The sequence below is a fragment of the Crossiella sp. NPDC003009 genome, from assembly GCF_053591555.1.
The window spans coordinates 204,290-225,917 of record NZ_JBSFUA010000007.1 but is presented as its reverse complement, the minus strand read 5'-3'; the positions used below and the strand labels follow the sequence as shown (position 1 = coordinate 225,917).

14 protein-coding genes and 1 tRNA gene are annotated in these 21,628 nt (G+C 70.3%); 6 read left to right on the top strand and 9 right to left on the bottom strand.

The window, feature by feature from the left end:
• Positions 1–105: 105 nt before the first annotated feature.
• Both ACWDY5_RS10830 and ACWDY5_RS10825 read left to right on the top strand, forming a co-directional pair.
• The gene (locus ACWDY5_RS10830; RefSeq protein WP_449722035.1) at positions 106–2,370 is read left to right on the top strand and encodes a (Fe-S)-binding protein; all 2,265 of its coding nucleotides are present in this window, start codon (positions 106–108) and stop codon (positions 2,368–2,370) included.
• Between the two features lie 52 nt (positions 2,371–2,422).
• Positions 2,423–3,031, top strand: coding sequence for a Uma2 family endonuclease (locus ACWDY5_RS10825; RefSeq protein ID WP_449722034.1), 609 nt, complete (start codon positions 2,423–2,425; stop codon positions 3,029–3,031).
• On the opposite strand, the gene ACWDY5_RS10820 is transcribed toward ACWDY5_RS10825, so the two are convergent.
• On the bottom strand, positions 3,028–4,113 hold the full coding sequence (locus ACWDY5_RS10820; RefSeq protein ID WP_449722033.1) for an SdrD B-like domain-containing protein: 1,086 nt from the start codon (positions 4,111–4,113) through the stop codon (positions 3,028–3,030). The genes ACWDY5_RS10825 and ACWDY5_RS10820 overlap by 4 nt on opposite strands.
• 149 nt (positions 4,114–4,262) lie before the next feature.
• Here ACWDY5_RS10820 and ACWDY5_RS10815 point away from each other — a divergent pair, with 149 nt between their 5' ends.
• Positions 4,263–5,264: a cation diffusion facilitator family transporter gene (locus ACWDY5_RS10815; protein ID WP_449722032.1), complete on the top strand. Its 1,002-nt coding sequence runs from the start codon at positions 4,263–4,265 to the stop codon at positions 5,262–5,264.
• Position 5,265: 1 nt separating this feature from the next.
• On the opposite strand, the gene ACWDY5_RS10810 is transcribed toward ACWDY5_RS10815, so the two are convergent.
• Both ACWDY5_RS10810 and dcd read right to left on the bottom strand, forming a co-directional pair.
• Entirely contained in the window at positions 5,266–11,094 is a 5,829-nt protein-coding gene (locus tag ACWDY5_RS10810; protein WP_449722031.1) for a DUF7507 domain-containing protein, read from the bottom strand.
• Between the two features lie 75 nt (positions 11,095–11,169).
• Entirely contained in the window at positions 11,170–11,751 is a 582-nt protein-coding gene (gene dcd, locus ACWDY5_RS10805) for a dCTP deaminase (protein ID WP_252483742.1), read from the bottom strand.
• A 72-nt stretch (positions 11,752–11,823) separates the two neighbouring features.
• On the opposite strand from dcd, the gene ACWDY5_RS10800 reads away from it, so the two are divergent.
• Positions 11,824–11,897: transfer RNA gene (locus ACWDY5_RS10800), tRNA-Gly, on the top strand.
• A gap of 201 nt (positions 11,898–12,098) precedes the next feature.
• On the opposite strand, the gene ACWDY5_RS10795 is transcribed toward ACWDY5_RS10800, so the two are convergent.
• From ACWDY5_RS10795 to ACWDY5_RS10785, 3 genes are all read right to left on the bottom strand, one after another.
• A complete protein-coding gene (locus tag ACWDY5_RS10795) occupies positions 12,099–12,299 on the bottom strand; it encodes a DUF433 domain-containing protein (protein WP_449722030.1) in 201 nt (66 codons plus the stop codon).
• A gap of 210 nt (positions 12,300–12,509) precedes the next feature.
• Positions 12,510–12,710 (bottom strand): DUF433 domain-containing protein, encoded by a 201-nt coding sequence (locus ACWDY5_RS10790; RefSeq protein ID WP_283662168.1) that lies wholly within the window; start codon positions 12,708–12,710, stop codon positions 12,510–12,512.
• A gap of 133 nt (positions 12,711–12,843) precedes the next feature.
• Positions 12,844–14,364, bottom strand: a complete 1,521-nt coding sequence (locus tag ACWDY5_RS10785) for a sodium:solute symporter family protein (protein WP_449722029.1) — start codon at positions 14,362–14,364, stop codon at positions 12,844–12,846.
• A 196-nt stretch (positions 14,365–14,560) separates the two neighbouring features.
• Here ACWDY5_RS10785 and ACWDY5_RS10780 point away from each other — a divergent pair, with 196 nt between their 5' ends.
• Complete coding sequence (locus ACWDY5_RS10780) at positions 14,561–15,202, top strand: LysE family translocator (RefSeq protein WP_449722028.1); 642 nt, start codon at positions 14,561–14,563, stop codon at positions 15,200–15,202.
• Between the two features lie 147 nt (positions 15,203–15,349).
• Complete coding sequence (locus ACWDY5_RS10775; protein ID WP_449722027.1) at positions 15,350–17,185, top strand: acyl-CoA dehydrogenase; 1,836 nt, start codon at positions 15,350–15,352, stop codon at positions 17,183–17,185.
• A 66-nt stretch (positions 17,186–17,251) separates the two neighbouring features.
• Here the strand turns inward: ACWDY5_RS10775 and ACWDY5_RS10770 are convergent, their stop codons facing one another.
• The 3 genes from ACWDY5_RS10770 to ACWDY5_RS10760 form a co-directional block, all read right to left on the bottom strand.
• Positions 17,252–18,043 carry a DUF1206 domain-containing protein gene (locus ACWDY5_RS10770; RefSeq protein ID WP_449722026.1) on the bottom strand — a complete coding sequence of 264 codons (792 nt, stop codon included), beginning with the start codon at positions 18,041–18,043 and terminating at the stop codon, positions 17,252–17,254.
• A gap of 51 nt (positions 18,044–18,094) precedes the next feature.
• Positions 18,095–21,145 (bottom strand): VanW family protein, encoded by a 3,051-nt coding sequence (locus ACWDY5_RS10765; RefSeq protein ID WP_449722025.1) that lies wholly within the window; start codon positions 21,143–21,145, stop codon positions 18,095–18,097.
• Positions 21,146–21,216: 71 nt separating this feature from the next.
• A complete protein-coding gene (locus ACWDY5_RS10760) occupies positions 21,217–21,537 on the bottom strand; it encodes a GroES family chaperonin (RefSeq protein ID WP_252483734.1) in 321 nt (106 codons plus the stop codon).
• Positions 21,538–21,628 lie beyond the last annotated feature (91 nt).

The following is a 21,628-nucleotide window of genomic DNA, read 5'->3' as shown; positions in this document are numbered from 1 at the left end:
GTGCGACACCGGACACGCCAGGTGGTTACTGGTGAGTAATATGGCGTAGTCTCCCGGGCACGGCAGGAATACCGACGCCGCTATTTCCTGGGAGGGCTGCCGAGCATGGGTGCTGTGCATATCGTGTTGGGCCTGATTTCTCTGGCCGCAACCCTCGCCTGGGTCGTGCTGCTGACCAGGGCCGTGGTCCAGATGGTGCGCACGGTCCGGCTGGGCCAGCCCGACCCGACCCGCAACGGGCCGCTGGGCGGCCGGTTGAAGAACATGCTGGTGGAGATCCTGGGCCACACCAGGATGCTCAAGTGGGGCGTGGTCGGCGCGGCGCACTGGTTCGTCATGGTTGGCTTCGGCTCGCTGGTGCTGACCCTGGTGGAGGCGCACGGCGAGGTCTTCGACCCGGCCTACGAGCTGCCGATCATCGGCGGCTGGGCGCCGTGGGGCCTGTTCGTCGAGCTGATCGGGCTGACCACGGTGGTCGGCATCCTGGTGCTGATCACCATCCGCCAGCGCAACCACCCGCGCCGCGCGGACCGCCAGTCCCGCTTCCAGGGCTCCAACTTCTGGCAGGCCTACTTCGTCGAGGGCGTCATCCTCAGCGTGGGCATCTGCATCTTCGCCATCCGCGCGTTCAAGGCCTCCAGCGGGCTGTTCCACTACCCGGTCTGGGCCACCCCGATCACGCACGCGCTCGGCGCGATCCTGCCCAGCGCGCCGATCATGGTCTCCATCTTCGCGATGTTGAAGATCTTCATCTCCGCCGCGTGGGCGATCACCATCTCGCGCAACCTGAACATGGGCGTGGCCTGGCACCGGTTCACCGCCTTCTTCAACATCTACTTCAAGCGCGAGGCCGACGGCGGCGTGGCGCTGGGCGCGGCCAAGCCGATGATGAGCGGCGGCAAGCCGTTGGACTTCGAGGAGGCCGACCCGGAGAAGGACGTCTTCGGCGCGGGCAAGGTCGAGGACTTCTCCTGGAAGGGCTGGCTGGACTTCACCACCTGCACCGAGTGCGGGCGCTGCCAGTCCCAGTGCCCCGCCTGGAACACCGGCAAGCCGCTCTCGCCGAAGCTGGTGATCACCCAGCTGCGCGACCACGCCTACGCCAAGGCCCCGTACCTGCTGGCCGGCGGTCGCAAGGACATGGGCGGTGACGAGGTCGGCATCACCGGCGACGATGCCGAGGCCCGGCTGGCCAAGATCGACGTGCTGGCGCTGGCCGAGTCCGACCGCCCGCTGATCGGCGGCCCGGACGAGCTGGGCGTGATCGACCCCGAGGTGCTGTGGTCCTGCACCACCTGCGGCGCCTGCGTCGAGCAGTGCCCGGTGGACATCGAGCACGTGGACCACATCGTGGACATGCGCCGGTACCAGGTGCTGATCGAGTCGAACTTCCCGAGCGAACTGGGCGGGATGTTCAAGAACCTGGAGAACAAGGGCAACCCCTGGGGCCAGAACGCCAAGGACCGGCTGGCCTGGACCGAGGGCCTGGACTTCGAGGTGCCGGTCTTCGACGGCGAGCTGGGCGACACCGAGTACCTGTTCTGGGTCGGCTGCGCGGGCGCGTTCGAGGACCGGGCGAAGAAGACCACCCGCGCGGTGGCCGAGCTGCTGCACCTGGCCGAGGTGAAGTACACGGTGCTCGGCCCGGAGGAGACCTGCACCGGCGACCCGGCCCGGCGCGCCGGCAACGAGTTCCTGTTCCAGATGCTGGCCCAGCAGAACGTCGAGGTGCTCAACTCGGTCTTCGAGGGCCGCCCCAAGGGCAAGCGCAAGATCGTGGCCACCTGCGCGCACTGCTTCAACTCACTGGCCAACGAGTACCCGCAGCTGGGCGGCGAGTTCGAGGTCGTGCACCACACCCAGCTGCTCAACCGCCTGGTCAGGGAGCGCCGCCTGGTCCCGGTCGCCCCGCTGGCCGAGGACGTCACCTACCACGACCCCTGCTACCTGGGCCGCCACAACCAGGTCTACTCCCCGCCGCGCGAGCTGATCGGCGCCACCGGCGCCGCCTTCCGCGAGATGCCCAGGCACGGCGACCGCTCCATGTGCTGCGGCGCCGGCGGCGCGCGGATGTGGATGGAGGAGCGGATCGGCAAGCGGATCAACGTGGACCGGGTGGACGAGGCACTGGGCACCGCGCCGACCAAGATCGCCACCGGCTGCCCGTTCTGCCGGGTGATGCTCACCGACGGCGTCACCCAGCGCCAGAACGAGGGCCAGGGCGCCTCGGTCGAGGTGGTGGACGTGTCCCAGCTGCTGCTCAGCGCGGTCCGGCGGGGCCAGCCCGCGGCGGCGGCCGACGAGCCGGAGGACACCCCGACCGACGCCGAGCCGAGCGGCACACCAGCGACTGAGCAGGACAAGTCGTAGCAGCCCAGCGGCGGGTGAGGCAGTAGGCTGGGAAGCGAGGAGGTGCTCGCAGATGGTCGCGGAACTGGTCCGGGAGCCGTTCGACCCGCTCGTCGACTTCGACGGGATGTGGACCACGGAGCTGGCAGAGCACTATCTGCCACTGCCGCACGTTCCAGCGGCCAAGTACGAGTGCCTGGACGGTAAGCTGATCATGAGCCCGTGCGAATCCGCCCGGAACTCTCGGGCGGCCATGCGGTTCGCGATTCTCAACGACAGCTCCGCGACCGCGGCCGGGCTGTACATCCACGGCACGGTGAACGTCACCTTCGCCATCGACCGGTGGATCCAGCCGGACATCACGGTGCTCAACCAGCCGAGTGAGGATCTGGTGTGGGTGCCGCCCACGCTGGTCACCCTGGTCGGCGAGCTGGTGTCGCCGACCAGCCGCAAGCGGGACCGGGTGGAGAAGCCGGAGTTGTGCGCGGCCGCCGGGATCCCGTTCTACCTGGAGATCGAGGTCCGGCGCGGACTGGCAGAAGCCGCCATCCACCTCTACCGGCTGGAGGGCGGTTCCTACCGGCTCGCCGCGCAGGCGCTGGCCGGGCAGAAGTTCGAGACGGACCTGCCGTTCCCGATGTCCTTCGACCCGGCCGAGCTCCTGGACCGCTCAGGAAGCTAGGGCTTGCGGCCCAGCCAGAGGTAGCCGTCGTCGTTGCCGGAGTCCCGGTCGCCGCCCGCGTCGGGACGCTGCCGGAAGTGCAGCGGCGCGGTCAGCGGCTGGTCCGCCACCACGGTCAGGGTCAGCGCCCGTTCCTTCGCGCCGGGCTCGACCGCGGTCATGGAGTTGGCCAGCACGGTCGGGCCGGTGGAGACCACGGTCCAGTCACCCGCGACGCCGGAGACCCGGACGCCCTCGGGCAGGAACAGCGAGACCGCCACCCGCTGGCCGGTCTCGCCGCGGTTGGTCAGGTGCACGGTGACCTTGACCGGCTGGCCGACCGCGGCGGTCTGCGGGTCGCGGTCGGTGCTGATGCTGAGCGCGCCGTCGTAGCGGGACTCGGCGTAGCCCGCGTCCACCTCGCGCTCGGTCTGGCCGGGGCGGATGCGCAGCTCATCGCTGGTGTAGCTGCCCCAGGCGAAGTCGTTGTCCCGGCCGGGGCGGGTCAGCGTGAGCTGGGCGGCGGTGGCCAGTGAGCTGGCCTTGAGCTGGTAGCGGCCGGCCGGCAGGTCGTGCAGCGTGTAGCGGCCGTCCTTGCCGGAGGCGGCGTGCCGGGTCACCGGTTTCACGGTGGTCACCGGCACCTCGGCCAGCGGCTGTTCGCCGTGGTCGCGCTTGCCGTCCCGGTCCGCGTCGTGCCAGACCGTGCCGGTGATGGTGCCGCCGCGGATGCCGAAGTCGATCGGGCGCACGCCGTCGGTGGAGACCAGCGCGAACCGGACTGGGCTGGTGGTGGCGGCGTACTCGGCGCGCTGGTGGCTCACCTTGTACAGCCCGAACTTCAGCGTGGGCGAGGTGTAGCGGCCGTCCCGGTCGGTGACCGCCTTGCCTGCCGGTCGCTGCCGCAGCACGTCGAAGAAGCTCACCTCCGCGTCCGCGGCCCCTGGCTCGCCGGGCTCGGCGGCGCCGTCGGCGTCTCGGTCGAACCACACCAGGCCGGTGACCGTGCCGGTGGGGGCTGGTTCCTCGGCTAGAGCAGGCGCTCCGGTCAAGGTCAGCAGAATCGCACCGGCCAGGACCACGGCGCCGCGCCGCAGGTTCATCGAAAACTCCCCGTTCCCCTCGATGGACGTTGCCATCCAACACACGTTCGATCATGGCTGTGGGTTGTCCACCTGGGGTGGATTCACCCCTCCGGCGGTACGCGCCAGCCCGGCATGCCGGAAGGCACTCTGGAGAGCACGATGGGCGGATGGCTGAGGAGAGCAAGCCGGGCGGCGAGAGCACGCTCACCGTGGTGCTGGCGCTGATCGTGAACTTCCTGATCGGCGTGATGAAGGCGGTCGCCGGTGCGCTCACCGGCTCGGCCGCGCTGCTGGCCGAGGCGGGGCACTCGGTCGCGGACACCTTCACCGAGGGCCTGCTGCTCACCGCGCTGCGCCGCTCCGGCAAGCCCGCCGACCTGCGGCACCCCTTCGGCTACGGCAAGGAGCGCTTCTTCTGGTCGCTGATGGCCGCGGTGGCGATCTTCGCCTCCGGCGCGGTGTTCGCGGTGGTCGAGGGCGTGCGCACGCTGCTCAGCGGCGATGACACCCAGACCAGGCCGTGGGTGGCCTATCTGGTGCTCGGCCTGGCCTTCCTGCTGGAGTCGGTCTCCTTCGTGCAGGCCAGCCGCCAGGTCCGGCGCGAGGCCAAGGCCGAGCAGCGGGGCCTGCTCGCCTACCTGCGGCACTCCGACGACCCCACGGTGAAGACGGTGTTCTTCGAGGACACCGCGGCGCTGATCGGCCTGCTGCTGGCCTTCCTGGGCGTGCTGCTGCACCAGCTGACCGGCTCCGCGGTCTGGGACGCGGTGGCCTCGCTGGCCATCGGCGCGCTGCTGGCCGTGGTGGCCTACCTGCTGGGCAGCACCAACCTGGGCCTGCTGATCGGCCGCCAGGCCGACCCGGTGCTGGTGCGCACGGTGGCCGCCCGGCTGCGCGCGACCCCGGAGGTGGAGGCGGTGGTGGACATCCTGTCCATGGTCACCGGCACCGACCGGGTGCTGCTGTGCGCCCGCCTGGACTTCGACGACGCACTGGGCGCGGCCGACCTGGAACGCGCCTGCGTGCGCATCTCGGCCGACCTGCGCGCCGAGTTCGCCGAGCTGGACGAGATCTTCCTGGAGCCGGTCCCGCGCGCCGACCCCGAGCTGCGGGCCAGGGTGCTCGCCCGCTACGGCGACCTGCTCTCCCGGCCCGCGAGCTCGGACTGACTCAGTTCCGTTGACGGCGGGCTCCGGCGACCAGGACCATCCCGAGCGCCAGCAGCGCGAGCCCGGCCCACAGGAACACCCCAGTGGGCGCGCCGGTCTCGGCCAGCGGTGGCCGCGGCGGCGTCGGACCGGGCCCGCCGGGCACCCGCACGCTGGCCGAGTCGGTGTCGCTGACCGGCCCGCCCGGCTGCGCGGTGTCCGGCTGACCGGTCGCGGTGGCGGTGTTGACCAGTGTGCCGCCGCCGGGCGCGGCCATCGTGCAGGTCCAGGTCTGGCTGCCGTTGACCGGCAGGCGGTCGATTCGCCGGTCGCAGGCGGGCAGCGCCGGGTCGGCCACAGTGACCCCGACCAGGTCGACGGTGCCGGTGTTGCGCACGGTCAGCTTGAAGGTGACCGTGCGGCCCGGCGCGGTCTCGTCCTGGTCGGCGGTCTTGGTCAGGTCGATGCCGGGCGTGGCCAGCTTCGCCGTCGCGGTCGCCTGGTCGGTCACCGGCCGCCCGGTCGGGTCGGTGCCGGTGGCGGTCACCGTGTTCTTGATGTCCTTGTCCCGCATGGCGACCGTGCACTTCACCGGCTGGCTGGCCTGCCCGGGCGCGAGGTCGCCGATGGTCACCGAGCAGCCGGGCGCGACCGGGTCGCTGAGCACCACCCCGGTCAGCGGCACGTCGCCGGTGTTGCGCACCAGCACGGTGAACTCGGCCTGCTGCCCGCTCAGCAGCGGCTTGGCCGGGCCGGTCTTGACCACCTCGATGCCCGGCCCGATCACGTCCAGCACGGCGTCGTCGGTCGCGGTCACCGGCCTGCCAGTCGGATCGATGCCGGTCACCGTCGCGGTGTTGGTGACGTCCTGGGCCGCGGTGATCGCGCAGGTGCGCGTCTCCGTGCCGTCAACGGGCAGCAGGGGCAGGGTGAACCCGCAGCCCGGCTGGTTGTCATCGGCCACCCGCACGTCGGTCAGCGGCACGTCGCCGGTGTTGCGCACGACGATCGTGTAAGTCACCTGATCGCCGGGCCGCGCGGTGCCGGGGCTGACCGACTTGTCGATGACCACCTTGGGATGCACCACATCCACCGGCGCATCGTCCACATCGGACACATCAGGTCCGGTCGGCGGGGTGCCGGTGGCCTTCGCGGTGTTCAGCACATCGTCAACGGGCGCGACCATGGTGCACGGGTAGGTCTCCGCGGCCCCGACCGCCAGGGTGGCGAAGGTGCGGCGGCACTCCGGCGCGAGCTCGTCGGCCACGGTCACCTTGGTCAGCGGCACGTCACCGGTGTTGCGCACCACGATCCGGAAGGTCACCGAGTCACCGGCGCGGAACGGTCCGCCCTCGGTGTCCTTGGTGATCTCGATGCCGGGGTGCTGCACGTCCACCCGCACGGTGTCCTCATCGGTCACCGGCGGCCCCACCGGCGGGGTGCCGGTGCCGGTCGCGGTGTTCGTGAAGTCCTGCGCGGGCGCGGTCACCGTGCAGGTCACCGTGCGCTCAGCGCCGACGGCCAGCTGCGGAATCGTTGCCGCACAAGCAGGTGCGGCCGGATCGCTGATCACCACGTTGGTCAGCGGCACGTCACCGGTGTTCTTCACCGTCACCGTGAAGGTCACCTGGTCACCTTCGCGCACGGTCTGCTTGTCCGCGCTCTTGCTCAGCTCGACCGCCGGGTGGATCACGTCCACCGAGGCGTCATCGGTGTCGGTCACCGGCGGCCCGACCGGCGGTTTCCCAGTCACCGCAACGGTGTTCGTCAGATCGTCGGTCGCGGTCATGGTGCAGGTGTAGGTCTCACTGGCACCCGCGGCCAGGCGCTCGAAGGTGCGGGCGCAGGCGGGCACCGCCGGGTCGGTCACCGCGACCTGGGTCAGCTCGGTGTCCCCGGTGTTGCTGACCTTGATGGTGAAGGTGACCGTGTCGCCGACCCGCACGGTCTCCGGCGCCGCGGTCTTCTGCACCTGGACACCGGGGTGCACCACGTCGACCTTGGCCTCGTCGGTGTCGGTCACCGGCGGGCCGGTCGGCGGGGTGCCGGTCACCGACGCAGTGTTGGTGACGTCCTCGGCGCCCGCGGTCATCGCGCAGGTGTAGCTCTCGCTCTTGCCGGGGGCCAGGTCCGGCAGGGTGCGCGCGCAGGACGGCGCGACCGGGTCCGCCACCGTGACACCGGTCAGCGGGGCGTCGCCGGTGTTGGTCACCGTGATGGTGAAGGTGACCGTGTCGCCGGTGCGGAACGGGCCGCCCTGGACCTCCTTGGCGATGTTGACGCCGGGGTGCAGCACGGTCACCTTCGCGGTGCCCTCGTCGGTCACCGGCGGTCCGACCGGCGGCGTGCCGGTGCCGGTCGCGGTGTTCTCGAAGTCCTGCGCCGGCGCGGTCACCGTGCAGACCACCCGGTGCTCCGCGCCCACCGCTAGCCGCGGAATCGTGGTGGCACAAGCGGGTGCGGCCGGATCGGTGACCACCACGTTGGTCAGCGGCACGTCACCGGTGTTCTTCACCGTCACCGTGAAGGTGACCTGGTCGCCCTCGCGCACGGTGTCCTTGTCCGCGCTCTTGCTCACCTCGATGGCCGGGTGGACCACGTCCACGGTGGCGTCGTCGGAGTCGGTGACCTCGCGGCCGGTCGGGTCGGTGCCGGTGACCGTGGCGGTGTTCACCAGGTCCTCGGCACCCGCGCCGTAGGTGCAGGTGTAGGTATGGCCGGCACCCGGCGCGAGGTCCGGCAGCGTGCGCGCGCAGGCCGGGGTGGCCGGGTCGGTGACGGTGACCTTGGTCAGCGCGGCGTCGCCGGTGTTGGTGACCTTGATGGTGAAGGTGACCGTGTCGCCCTGCCGGACCGTCTCCGGCGCGGCGGTCTTCTCGATCTCCACCTTGGGGTTCACCACGTCGACCGCGGCGTCGTCGGAGTCGGTGACCGGCGGGCCGACCGGTGGCGTGCCGGTCACCGTGGCCACGTTGGTCACGTCCGCGGTCGGGGTCAGCACGCAGGTGTAGGTCTCGCTCGCGCCAACGGCCAGGGTGGCGAAGGTCCGGTCGCAGGCCGGCGCGACCGGGTCGGCCACCCGGACGTCCGTGAGCTCCACGTCGCCGGTGTTGCGCACGGTCAGGGTGAAGGTCACCTGCTCGCCGGGCCGCACCTGGGCGGGCTTGGCGTCCTTGGTGATCTCCACCGCCGGGTGCTGCACGTCCACCCGCGCGGTGTCCTCATCGGTCACCGGCGGTCCGACCGGCGGGGTGCCGGTGGCGGTCGCGGTGTTGGCGAAGTCCTCCCGCGGCGCGGTCACCACGCAGGTCAGCTTCTGCTCCGCCCCGGCGGCGAGTTGCGGAATCGTTGTGGCGCAAGCGGGTGCGGCCGGATCGCTGACCACCACGTTGGTCAGCGGCGCGTCCCCGGTGTTGCGCACCAGCACGGTGAAGGTGACCTGGTCGCCCACTCGGACCACGCTCGGGTCCGCGGTCTTGGTGACCTCGATCGCCGGGTGGACCACGTCCACGGTGGCGTCGTCAGTGGCGGTGACCGGCGGTCCGACGGGTGGCTTGCCGCTGACCGTGGCCGTGTTGACCTGGTCCTCGGTGACCGCGGTCGAGCAGGTGTAGGTCTCGCTGGCACCGGCGGCCAGGCGCTCGAAGGTGCGGGCGCAGGCGGCCAGCTTCGGGTCGGTCACCGCGACCTCGGTCAGCGCGCTGTCCCCGGTGTTGCTCACCTTGATGGTGAAGGTGACCGTGTCGCCGACCCGGATCGTGCTGGGGGAAGCGGTCTTCTCAATGGTCAGCGCGGGTTTGAGCACGGTCACGGTGGCCTGCGCGGTGGCGCTGACGTCCTGCCTGGAGGCGTCGCTGCCGGTCGCGGTCGCGGTGTTGGTGGTGGTCTCGGACAGCCGCGCGGTGCAGGTGTAGGTCTCCTTCGCCCCGGCGGCCAGCGGCCCGGACAGGGTGCGGGCGCAGGCAGGCGTGCGGTCGTCGGTGATCCGCACCGGGTTCAGCGGGGCGTCGCCGGTGTTGGTCACCGTGATGGTGAAGGTGGTCTCGTCACCGGCGCGGATCGTGCCGGGGTCGGCGGTCTTGGTCAGCGCGATGCCCGGCCGCACGATCGGCACCGGGGCCTCGTCGCTGCCCTCGACCTGCTTGCCGAGCGAGTCGACACCGCTGGCCGTGGCCGCGTTGACGTTGTCGGCCACCGGCGCGGTGGTGGTGCAGGTGAAGGTCCGCTTCGCCCCGGGGGCGAGCACTCCCGGCAGTGTCCTGGCGCAGTCGGGCACCTTCGCATCCGCCACCCGCAGCCTGGTCAGCGGCACGTCGCCGGAGTTGGTCACGGTCAGCGTGAAGGTGACGGTGTCGCCTGCGCGGTAGGCGGGCTTGTCCGCCTCCTTGGCCAGGGTGATCGCCGGGTGGATCACGTCCACGGTGGCGCTGGCGGTGCCCTCCAGCGGGTCGCCCAGGCTGCTGGTGCCGGTCACCGTCGCGGTGTTGGTGACGTCGTCGGCGGGCGCGGTCCCGGTGCAGGTGAAGGTCTCCGACCGGTTGCCGGCCAAGGTGCCGAGCACCCTGGTGCAGTCCGGGAACTTCGGATCGGCCACCCGGACGTTGCTGGCCGTCGCGCCGCTGGGGTTGGTGACCTTGATCGTGTAGGTGACCTGGTCGCCCTCGTGCGCGACCTGGGGATCGGCGGTCTTGGTGATCTGCAGCTCGGGCACCGCGACCGAGAACACCAGGTTCTGCGCCAGGTAGGAGTCGCCGTTGGTGCTGAAGGCCAGGTTCGCGCTGGTCGCGCCGGCGCGGATCGCGGTGGTGCTGATGGTCTTGGCGTCCACGCTCCAGTTGTTCACCGTGTCCGGGCTGGAGCGGCCGTCGGCGTTGGAGACGAAGAAGTTGTCCACGCTGCCGGTGACCGGCTCCGGGGTCGCGGTGCCGTTGACCTTGAACCGGTCGCCCGCGATGTTGCGGTCGCCCTCGTAGGCGGTCATCCCGATCCGGGTGGAGGAGGCGGCCGAGCGGAACCCGGTGACGGTGATCATGGTCTCCGGGTCGCGGGAGTTCTGCCGCACGTGCCCGTCGTAGACGAAGACCTCGCGCTTGCTCGGCGCGTGGTCGGGGTTGCGCTCGGCGTACTTGTAGACCACCACCAGCGACCACCCGGCCATGCAGCCGAAGCCGTTCACGCCCCACACGTTGGCCGTGGTGACGCTCAAGTCCGTGCCGGTGGCCACCCCGGCGAAGGCGGCGGTGACATCGGCGTAGGCGGAGTAGTACTGGCCGCCGCCGGTGTAGCCGCCGGCCGGGTCCCTGGTGAACTTGGCCGGGCTGACCTGCTGCGCCTTACCCCCGACGGTGAGCTTGACCTGCTGGTCCTGCGGGTCGCTCGCCGCGCCGCTGGGCACGGTGGCGGGGATGAAGCTGCGGTTCTGGCACATCATGGTGCGCGAGCCGTCGTAGGTGCCGGTGTTGCCGGCCCAGTTCAGCCGGGCGAAGTCGACCGTGGCCCCTGGCGGGATGCGCAGGCCGGCCGTGGAGGAGTTGAACGTGGTCGCGTCGCCGTCCACGTCCGCCTGGACCATGAAGTAGTCGTCGTTGTAGTCACCCGCGCTGCCCCTGGGCACCCGCCCGCCCTCGGCGACCTGCGCGCAGGCGGCCGGCGTGGCATCCCGCCACTGCGGCCGGTTCTCCGCCGCGGTCGGGCAGCGCAGCGAGCCGTTGCCGACCTCGATGAAGTCGCCGTAGATCACCTGGTCGTAGTTGAGCCGGAACGGCTCGACCACCCCTGCCTGCGCGGGCACGCCCGCGAGCAGCCAGCCGAGAGCCAGGAGCAGGGCGAGCAGGAGCCGGAACAGCCGCATAGCTGGCACCCTGCTGCTGACCTGGCGGTTTCACCACCCGGCCACGCCCAGCGTTCCACCGAAGAGGGGAACGGACTACCGCTTTGTGGTGCCCCGGTGGAAGTTGAGGTACGCCCGCGAGGGCGTCGGGCCGCGCTGCCCCTGGTAACGGGAGCCGGCCGCGGCCGAGCCGTACGGGTGCTCGGCCGGCGAGCTGAGCCGGAACAGGCACAGCTGGCCGATCTTCATCCCCGGCCACAGGGTGATCGGCAGGTTGGCCACGTTGGACAGCTCCAGCGTGATGTGCCCGTTGAAGCCCGGGTCGATGAACCCCGCGGTGGAGTGCGTCAGCAGGCCGAGGCGCCCCAGCGAGGACTTGCCCTCCAGCCGCCCCGCCAGGTCGTCCGGCAGGCCGACCAGCTCCAGCGTGGAGCCGAGCACGAACTCACCGGGGTGCAGGACGAAGGCTTCGTCGTCCTCCTTCTCCACCAGCGAGGTCAGCTCGTCCTGCTGCAACGACGGGTCGATGTGGGTGTACTTGGTGTTGTCGAACACCCGGAAGAACCGGTCGAGCCGGACGTCGATGCTGGAGGGCTGCACCATGCCGACGTCGTACGGTTCGAGGTTGAGCCGACCGGCTTCGACCTCCTTGCGCAGGTCGCTGTCACTGAGGAGCACGACCCCAGCCTATCCGGACCCGACTGGACACAGACGCCCCGCCATCTTGTATGCTCGACGACGCACGATCACGCGGGTGTAGTTCATTGGTAGAACGACAGCTTCCCAAGCTGTAGAGGCGGGTTCGATTCCCGTCACCCGCTCCACTTCCGCCCCGGTGTGCTCGCTTTGAGCTCGCCGGGGCGTTTGGCATTCACACTGGGGGCCGAGCCCCCAGACCCCGGTCGGGGGTGGCCCCCGGACCCCCTGGTTGGTCGGGCGGCTGGGCAGGCGAGGTGGGTCCATACGAGGAGGCCCGGATCTCCGCGAGATCCGGGCCTTTCTGTTGTCTGCCAGTGGGTTACGGGTCAGCGGCCGCCGTTGCGGGCGTACTCGCTGCAGGCGTCGACGTCCTCAACGGTGATGCTGGGGTGGCGGGCGACGATCTCGGCTGGCGAGAGTCCCTCGGCCAACAGGGAGTTGACCACCGCGACCGCGACGTTGGTGCCGGTGACGAACGGGACGCCGTTTCCTACTCCCGGATCGTGGGAGATCTGCTTGAGGGCCACAGCGCCAGTGTGCGTGGGGGTCACTGGGGCGTCAATGCACCAGACGGAAGCTTCGGAGATTCCGAATCCGTGGTCGCCGCGGGCAGAACTCGCGGCGACCACGGAGCGTGACTATGCCTACCGGATATGGCGTTGGACACATTTTCGCCGCAGAGAAATGGTCTTGAACCGACCGGCGTGACTAATTACGGTCCCGGAACGGAGAGGAATTCAGTGTGCTCCGCCGCGCTGGAATTCGAGGCAGAGGTCGACGTCGCCGATCTCCAGTTCCGGGTACTTCTGCACGATCTCCTCCGCGGTACGGCCCTCGCAGACCAGCGCGACCACGGCGGCGACCGGGACCTTGGTGCCGGTGACGATGGGCACGCCGCCGAACAGCTCGGGGTCCGATGAGACCTGTAGAAAAGCCATATGAAGATCCTGCGCCTTCGACCAGTTGATGTCGACCGCACATGGTAGTGGCTTTCGTCAGACCAGAGGGGCACCCCGGTCCACCATCAGGCGGATCGAGGTGCCCCGTAAACCGGCTAGCGACCGGAAATAGTCACGCCCTGGCGCGCACGATTTCCGGTTCGGTCGGTTTGTCGGCTTCGTCGCTGCCCAGCGAGTCGATCAGCTCGTCACGCTGCGTGCTGCGTTCCGGCTTGACCAGGCCGACCACCAGGAACAGCACCAGCGAGGTCAGCAGCGGATAGGCGACCAGGGCTTCCTTGGCCACCGCGACCCCGCTCTGCTGCGAGATGTAGAGCACCGCCCACACGCTCAGACCGCCCAGGGTGGAGGAGATCGCCGCGGTCGGGCCCATCCGGCGGAACCAGGGCAGCATGCCCAGCATCAGCGGCACCGCGATCGGGCCCATGGTCGCCGCGACCAGGTCGACCACCACCTTGAGCACGCCACCGTTGGTGTCCAGTGAGACCGCCATCAGCATGCTCAGCCCGATGAAGCTGAACGTGGTGATCCTGGCCAGTTTCAGCTGCGCGGCCTCGGTCAACCGCCGCGCGCCCTTCCACATCCTGGGCAGGATGTCCCTGGTGATCACCGCGGTGATCACGTTGGCGTCCGAGGAGACCATCGCCATGGTGTGCGAGAAGAACCCGGCCAGCACCAGGCCGATCATGCCCGCGGGCAGCATGACCTTGCCCAGCTCGATGTAGGCGTCCCCGGCGTTGAGCAGGTCCGGCACGATCAGCGGCGCGGCCCACATCGGGAAGAACAGGATCAGCGGCCACACCAGCCACAGCACCGCGGACAGGATCGCCGAGCGCTTGGCCTCGCGACCCGAGGGCGCGGCCATGTAGCGCTGCGCCAGGTTCCACATGCCGCCGTTGTACTCCAGCGTCTTGATCACGAACAGCGCCATGAAGAAGGTCGCGGTGTAGGGCTCGCGCAGCGGTTCGCTGTTGGCGGCCGGGAGCTTGTCCCAGATCTCCCACATGAACTGCAGGCCGCCGAAGTGCGCGGCCACCGCCACGAACATCACGATGCCCGCCGCGCCCTGGATGATGAACTGGCCGAAGTCGGTGAGCGCGTCGGCCCACAGGCCGCCCATCACCGAGTAGATCATCGTGACCACGCCGACGATCAGGATGCCGACCCAGATCGGCACCCCGGCGAAGCCGCGCAGCAGGATCGCCACCGCGGACCACTTGGCCGCGATGTCCACGACCTTGAGCACCGAGCCGGACCAGGCCATCAACTGCTGGGCGGGCACGTTGTAGCGCCGGGCCAGGTACTCCAGCGGCGAGGCCACGCCGTGCTTGGACCGCAGCCGGTTCCAGCGCGCGGCGAACAGGAACGCCCCGATGCCGATACCGATGCCGATGGTCAGCGCCCACCAGACGTAGACGGTCAGGCCGAGCCGGTAGGCCTCACTGGCGAACGCCACGAACATGACCGCGCTGTAGCCGGACATGTGGTGCGAGATGCCGGAGAGCCACCACGGCATCTTGCCGCCGGCGGTGAAGAAGTCGACGACGTTGGCGATCCGGCCGCGCGACCACCAGCCGATCCCGACCATCACGAAGAAGTACCCGCCGACCACAAGCCAGTCGAGGGTGCCCATGACACCTCCAGGATCAGTACCCGCCACAGGGAGCGGTCCTCAGTTGTGATCCGTCTTACGAGGTCACCCTTGGGTTACGGAATGATTTCCCATGAACCGAGTCACACCTGTGACTAATGGTCAGATATGTGAACGGGAATGTGATAAAGCGCCGTGAATCTCGCCCACTCGGGCACTTGCGGACGAGACTGCTCGCATGGACGTTGTGACCTGGCCGTTCGTGCTCACCTGCCTCGCCATGGTGATCGCCCCCGGCCCTTCGCTGGCGGTGATCGTGAACCAGGCGTTGCGCGCCGGTCGCACCACCGGGCTGGCCACCATCGCGGGCAACACCAGCGGGCTGGTGTTCTGGGCCGCTGCCTCCGCGCTCGGGCTGACCGCGCTGGTCCGCACCTCCGAGGTGGCCTTCATCGTGCTCAAGGTGGCCGGCGCCGCCTACCTGTGCTTCCTCGGTGTGCAGACCCTGCTGCGCTCGCGCAGGCACCTGCGGGCGACGCAGACCGACCTGGCCGCAGGCGAGCGGCCCAAGGGCCTGTGGTCGGCCTACCGGGCGGGGCTGCTGGCCAACCTGGCCAACCCCAAGGCCGCCGCGGTCTACCTCGCCCTGCTGCCGCAGTTCCTGCCCCCAGAGGGCTCGGTGCTCACCGGCACCGCGGTGCTGGCCGTGGTGCAGATGGCCATCAGCGCGAGCTGGTACGTGCTGGTGGTGCTGGCCGTGAGCACGGTGCGCCGGGTGCTGTCCAAGCCGGTGGTGCGGGCCCGGCTCGACCAGGTCAGCGGCCTGGTGCTGGTCGGCATGGGCGTGCGGATGGCCACGCTGACCCGAGCCACGCTCTAGGTGATCCCGGTCACTAACTCTGTTACCTCCAGAAGGGTGACCAATCCCCGCTTGCTGCGGGTTACTCACAGGTAATACCCTGTTGTTACCGGCCAGTAGGGGACCGGCCCGGAAGGCCAGCACCCCGCACAACACGGGAGCGACGAGATGGGCCACTACAAGAGCAACCTGCGCGACCTCGAGTTCAACCTGTTCGAGGTCTTCAAGATCCAGGAGCGCCTGGGCAAGGCGCCCTTCGACCAGGCGGACGAGGACACCGCGCGCGGGATTCTCAGTGAGCTGAACAACCTGGCGACCGGCCCGCTGGCCGAGTCCTTCGCCGACGCCGACCGCAACCCGCCGGTGTTCGACCCGAAGACGCACTCGGTGGCCCTGCCGGAGTCGCTGAAGGCCTCCTACAACGCGCTCCAGGACGGCGAGTGGGGCAAGCTCTTCCTGCCGGAGGAGCAGGGCGGCTACGGCCTGCCCCGCACCGTGCAGTGGGCCGCCGCCGAGCTGATCCTCGGCGCGAACCCGGCCGTGTTCATGTACCTGACCGGCCCCAGCTTCTCCACCATCGTGCACCGCAACGGCACCGAGGAGCAGCGGCACTGGGCCCAGATCATGCTGGACCGGGGCTGGAACGCGACCATGGTGCTGACCGAGCCGGACGCCGGTTCCGACGTCGGCGCCGGGCGCACCAAGGCCGTGCGGCAGGAGGACGGCAGCTGGCACCTGGACGGCGTGAAGCGGTTCATCACCTCCGCCGAGCACGACCTCAGCGAGAACATCATGCACCTGGTGCTGGCCCGCCCCGAGGGCCCCGGCATCGAGGCCAAGCCGGGCACCAAGGGCCTGAGCCTGTTCCTGGTGCCCAAGTTCCACTTCGACACCAAGACCGGTGAGCTGGGCGAGCGCAACGGCGCCTTCGTCACCAACGTCGAGCACAAGATGGGCCTGAAGGCCTCCACCACCTGTGAGCTGACCTTCGGCCAGCACGGGGTGCCGGCCAAGGGCTGGCTGATGGGCGAGGTGCACGACGGCATCGCGCAGATGTTCCAGGTCATCGAGTACGCCCGGATGATGGTCGGCACCAAGGCGATCGCCACCCTGTCCACCGGCTACCTCAACGCGCGCGACTACGCCAAGGAGCGCGTGCAGTCGGCCGACCTGACCCAGATGCTGGACAAGACCGCTCCCCGGGTGCCCATCACCAACCACCCGGACGTGCGGCGGATCCTGATGCTGCAGAAGGCGTACACCGAGGGCCTGCGCGCGGTGTACCTCTACACCGCGACCTTCCAGGACTCGATCATCGCCGAGGAGCACACCGAGCTGGCCGAGCGGGTCAACGACCTGCTGCTGCCGATCGTCAAGGGTGTCGGCTCCGAGCGCGCCTACGAGCTGCTCGCGCTGTCCCTGCAAACCCTCGGCGGTTCCGGCTTCCTCCAGGACTACCCGATCGAGCAGTACATCCGGGACGCCAAGATCGACACCCTGTACGAGGGCACCACGGCGATCCAGTCCCTGGACTTCTTCTTCCGCAAGATCGTGCGGGACAAGGGCCAGGCGCTCGGCTTCATCGCGGGCGAGATCCAGAAGACGCTGGACTCCGAGGTCGGCAACGGCCGCCTGAAGGAGGAGCGCGCGCTGCTCAAGACCGCCCTGGAGGACGTGCAGGGCATGCTGGGCGCGATGATCGGCTTCCTGACCACCGCGCAGGAGGACCCGCGCAACACCTACAAGGTCGGCCAGAACACGGTCCGGCTGCTGATGAGCGCGGGCGACCTGCTGGTCGGCTGGCAGCTGCTGCGCCAGGCCGAGATCGCCATCACCGCGCTGGACGGTGGCTCGGTCGCGGCCAAGGACCAGGCCTTCTACCAGGGCAAGCTGGCCGCGGCCTCGTTCTTCGCCAAGTCGGTGCTGCCCGAGCTGACCGCTCGCCGCAAGATCGTGGAGACCACGGACAACGGGCTGATGGACCTGGACGTGGCCGCGTTCTGATTTCCACCACCTGACGCTGTCGGGGCCGCGACGGGACTCCCTCGCGGCCCCGCTGCATGTCCGGGCTCAGGTGCGGTGGCAGCGGGCCTCGGCGAAGCAGTACACGCCGAAGGCGGCCAGACCCAGTGCGACCAGGCCGAGCAGGTAGGGGCCGTAGTCGGCGGCGGCCAGCGTGCGCAGCGCGGCGTCCAGGCCGCCTGCCTGCTTGGGGTCGTGGTTGATCGCGGCCAGGCCGATCAGCACGCCGACCACCCCGTAGGCCACGCCCTTGGCCACGAACCCGGTCTGCCCGAGCCGCACGGTCAGCCGCTGGGTGCCGTGCGGCAGCTTGGCCAGGTCGAGCTCCTCGGTGAAGGACTTGCGGATGCCCTTGACCGCGGCCGCCACACCGACGCCGAGCACGACCAGCGCGAGCAGTCCGACCAGGAAAGGCCCGGCAGGCAAGGACATCAGCCAGCCGGTGATCTCCTGCTGGCTCTGATCTCCTTGCTGGGCACCGGATCCAACCAGCAGCTGCACCGAGACCACGGCCAGCACCGCGCCGGCGAACCCGTGCGCGGCGGCCGAAACCCGTTTGCTGGCCCGCAGTCCGTGGCCGCTGACCGCGACCAGCAGCTGCCACACCGCGAAGAAGCCGAGCCCGGCGGCCAGCACGACCAGCAGCACGCCGCCCAGCGGCTGCTCGGCCACCGAGGCCAGCGCGCCCTTCTGGTCCGCCTCACCGGCGCTGTCGCCGACGGCGACCTGGATGGCCAGCCAAGCCACCACGAGGTGCACGATCCCGAAGCACACCGCGCCAATCCGGCCGAGCCGCACCACCCACCGCTTGCCCTGTTCAGCACTCCGCGTGGACACCATTGCTCTCGGGTGTCCACGCGGAAGAACTGCGAAACGGGCCATATGGCCTAGTCAGGGCGTCGGCGGCCCGCAGACGATCTTGTCCTGGGCCTTGTAGGTCACCGTGCGCCGCTCGGTGCGGGTCTTGCCACTGGCCAGATCCTTTATGGTGCGGGTGTCGGTGATGGTGAAGCCCTCGAGGCCGCCGCTGGGCTTGCAGTCCGGCTTGTCGGTGACGTGCCGGGTGGCGGGCTGGGTGACGTTGGTGCGCTGGCCTTCCTGGCCCTGCACCTCGTAGGTCTTGGTGCCCCACAGCTGCACGGCGATCGAGCCGTTGGTCCAGATGGTCTGGATGTAGATGCCGGTCTTCGTGTCGTTCTTGAACTTCACGTCGATCAGGCTCTGGCCGCTGGGGCCCTGGAAGACCGTGGCCTCCCGGCCCGCCGGGTAGCGGCTGATGTAGTTGCTGTGCTCCTTGTGCTCCACGTCGACCATGCCCGCGTAGTAGGCGGCGTTGTAGAGCGTGGTGGCCATCTGGGACACCCCGCCGCCGACGCCGCGGCCGGGCAGGCCGTGCTCGAGGATGCCGGCCTCGACGTAGCCGGTGGACTCGTTGCGCGGTCCGGTGCGGGCGTTGAGGCTGAAGGTCTCGCCCGGCTTGACCACCGCGCCGTTGATCTGCTCGGCGGCCCGGCGGATGTTCTGGCCGGAGTCGGCGGCGAAGCCCTTGGTCTCGAACCGGCTGATCATCTCCTTGACGCCCAGCTGGTTGGCCTGCTCGGTGGTCAGCTTGGCCGGCTGGTCGCCGTACTCGGCCTTGATGGTGCGGTTGTCCGTGCGGCGCAACACCTCTGGCAGCCCGGTGAGGGTCTTCTCCCAGTCCACGCCACGGCCGTCCACGGACTCCTTGACCACCGGCTTGCCGCCCTCGATGACGAAGGTGGCGTCCTTGCCCGGCTTCTCGGTGGAGGCCAGCTGCGGCTTGGCGGCCTCGGCCACCTTGGCGCTGTCCAGCTTGGGCGTCAGGTTGCCGCCCTCGTCGACCTCGAACTTCAGCGCACTGGCGATCGCGGCCGGGGTGAGGTTGGCGTTCTTGCCCTCGCCCTGCACCACCACGGGCCCGGAGACCGCGGGCTTGGCGATCTCCTCCAGCGCCTTGCGCACCGAGTCCGGCGTGCTCTTGACCTGGCTGGCGCTGACCGGAAGCTCGACCACCTTGCCGTCGGCCCAGTCGGCGACCATGGCCGCACTGGCCTTCTCGATGTCCAGCTTCTGCCCGGCCTTCGGGTCCACCGGCACCGGCTTGGCGCCCTGGAAGCGCACCGTGCCCTCGACCGGCTCCCGGTCGGTCTTGCCGCGCAGGCCCTCCATGGCGGAGGTCAGCTTGGGCCCGTCGGCGCGGGTGACCACGCCGACGTCCCTGGTGCCGAAGAAGGAGGACAGGCGGGTGAGCGGGTTGAGCGGCTGCGCGCCCGCCTGGTCCAGGGTGGCCGGCCAGTCCAGGGTCAGCCCGGCGTCCTGCGGGTTGACGCTGGCCTCGACATCGCCTGCCCGCACGGTCACCGGCTTGGTCAGCCGCGGCTCGATCTGCTGGCGCAGCTTGGCCTCGGCCGCGGTCCGGTCCAGCCCGCCGACGTCCACCCCGGCCACGGCCACCCCACGCGGCACATTGCCCTGGGACAACAGCAGGTCAACCCCGTAGAGCAGCCCGAACACCCCGAACGCGGCCGCCACACCCATGATCGTCCGCCGCTTGCGCTTGCTCTTGCGCTCGTCGTCGGCCCCGTCGGAGAACCCGTCCCCGTCCCCGCCGGGCGGCGTCGGCGGCAGCGCGGCGACCACGGTCGCCTCCTCCTCCCGCACCGGCACAGGCAGGAAGGAGGTGGCGGCCCCGATCTTGGGAATCCGCACGGTGTCGACTTCCGGATCGGGCTGCCGCCCCGCGCCCAGCGGCCGGGGGATGGACTGCGTCGGCTGCTCGATCTGCCGCGTCGGCTGCTCGGCGGACCGCCCGGGAATGGCCTGCGTCGGCGCGTCGACATTCCGCCCCTGCGGCCGGACCTGTCCCCGAGGCGGGGTGCCGGGCCCCTGGGCGGGGTTGTCGAAGCCACGCGGCGGCGTGCCCTGACCGAGCTTGTCGAAACCGCGCGGCGGCGTGCCGGTGCCCTGGTTCAGCGCGTCGAACCCGGGCGGCGGGGTGCCGGGCTGACTCGGGAAACCACGGGGCGGGGTGCCCTGGTTCGGGAAGCCGCGGGGCGGCGTGCCGGGTCCCTGGCGCGGGAAGCCGCGCGGCGGGGTGCCGGAGGCCTCGCCGGGAAAACCACGGGGCGGCGTGCCAGGCCCCTGCGCTTCCTGGCCGCGGGGCGGCGTGCCAGGTCCGTACGCCTCCGGGCCACGGGCCTGCGTGCCCGGTCCCTGCGCTTCCGGACCGCGGGACGGCATGCCCGGCGCGGGTGCCTCCGGGCCGCGGGACGGCGCTGCCTGGCCCTCGAAGCCGCGCGGCGGGGCACCCTGGCCGTCAGCACCCCGGGCCGGGGCACCCTGGCCCTGAGCCGGGAAGCCCTGTCCCTGGTGCTCCACGCCTCTCGGCGGTGTCCCCGGTCCCTGGGCCTCGGTGCCGCGCGGCGCGCCCAGTGGCTGCGGCGGCAGACCCCTCGGCGAGGTCAGCTCCGCGGCCGACGGGTACGACTGGCTCGCCTCGGCAGGCCGGATCGGCGCGAACAGTCCTCTGGTGAGCGGCTCGGGCTGTACCGGTGGGTTGGGCGGCGGCGGGTTCTTGCCCCGGTTCGGGGCCTCCGCCGCGGTCTCGGCCGCGGGTGGCTCTGGCGCGCTCTGCGGAGCCGGGTCGGACTGCTTCGCCGGCTCGGCGTCACTGTGCGGCGCCGGGTCCGCACTCGGCGTCTTGTCCTCGGCCTCGGGCTCCGGCTCGTCGGCGGCCGCCGGCTCTGGTGTCGTCATCGGGCGGGTGTGCTGGTCAGCGCCCGCGGCGAGTTGCTCGGTGTGCGGGTCCAGCCCGTTGGCGGGCGTCCCGTCCTCGGCCGTGGGTTCGTCTACCGGCTGCGGGGCGGACAACACCGTCGTCTGCTCTGACCGCGGGCCGGGCCGCTGCTCTTCCTCCGGCACCGTGTCCCCTTCTGACGTGGGCGCGAGCACGCGCCTGGCTAGCTACCCGGCTGTCACGTCGAGGGCACGCGTCACAGGTACAAACCCGTGCCGTGCTCGGCTTGCTCGCTGGCGACGGCGTGCAGATCCCGCTCGCGCATCACCAGGTAAGCCTGGCCCTGTACCTCGACCTCGAACTGCTCCTCGGGGTTGAAGAGCACCCTGTCACCCACCTTGACAGTACGTACGTGGTTCCCCACCCCGAAAACTTCGCCCCATACCAGCCGTTTGGCCATCTGGGCAGTGGCCGGGATCACGATCCCACCACTGCTGCGTCGCTCCCCGCCCTCCTGCGCGATCCGCACCATCACGCGGTCGTGCAGCATCTGGATCTGGAGCTTGGCATCGGGCACCTTCGGAGTTTACTTGCCCCGCCGAGGCCAACGTGGGGCGGCTCCGACTGTGCGTTACCCCAGAACGCGACGTTGAGCAGGCAAACAACTG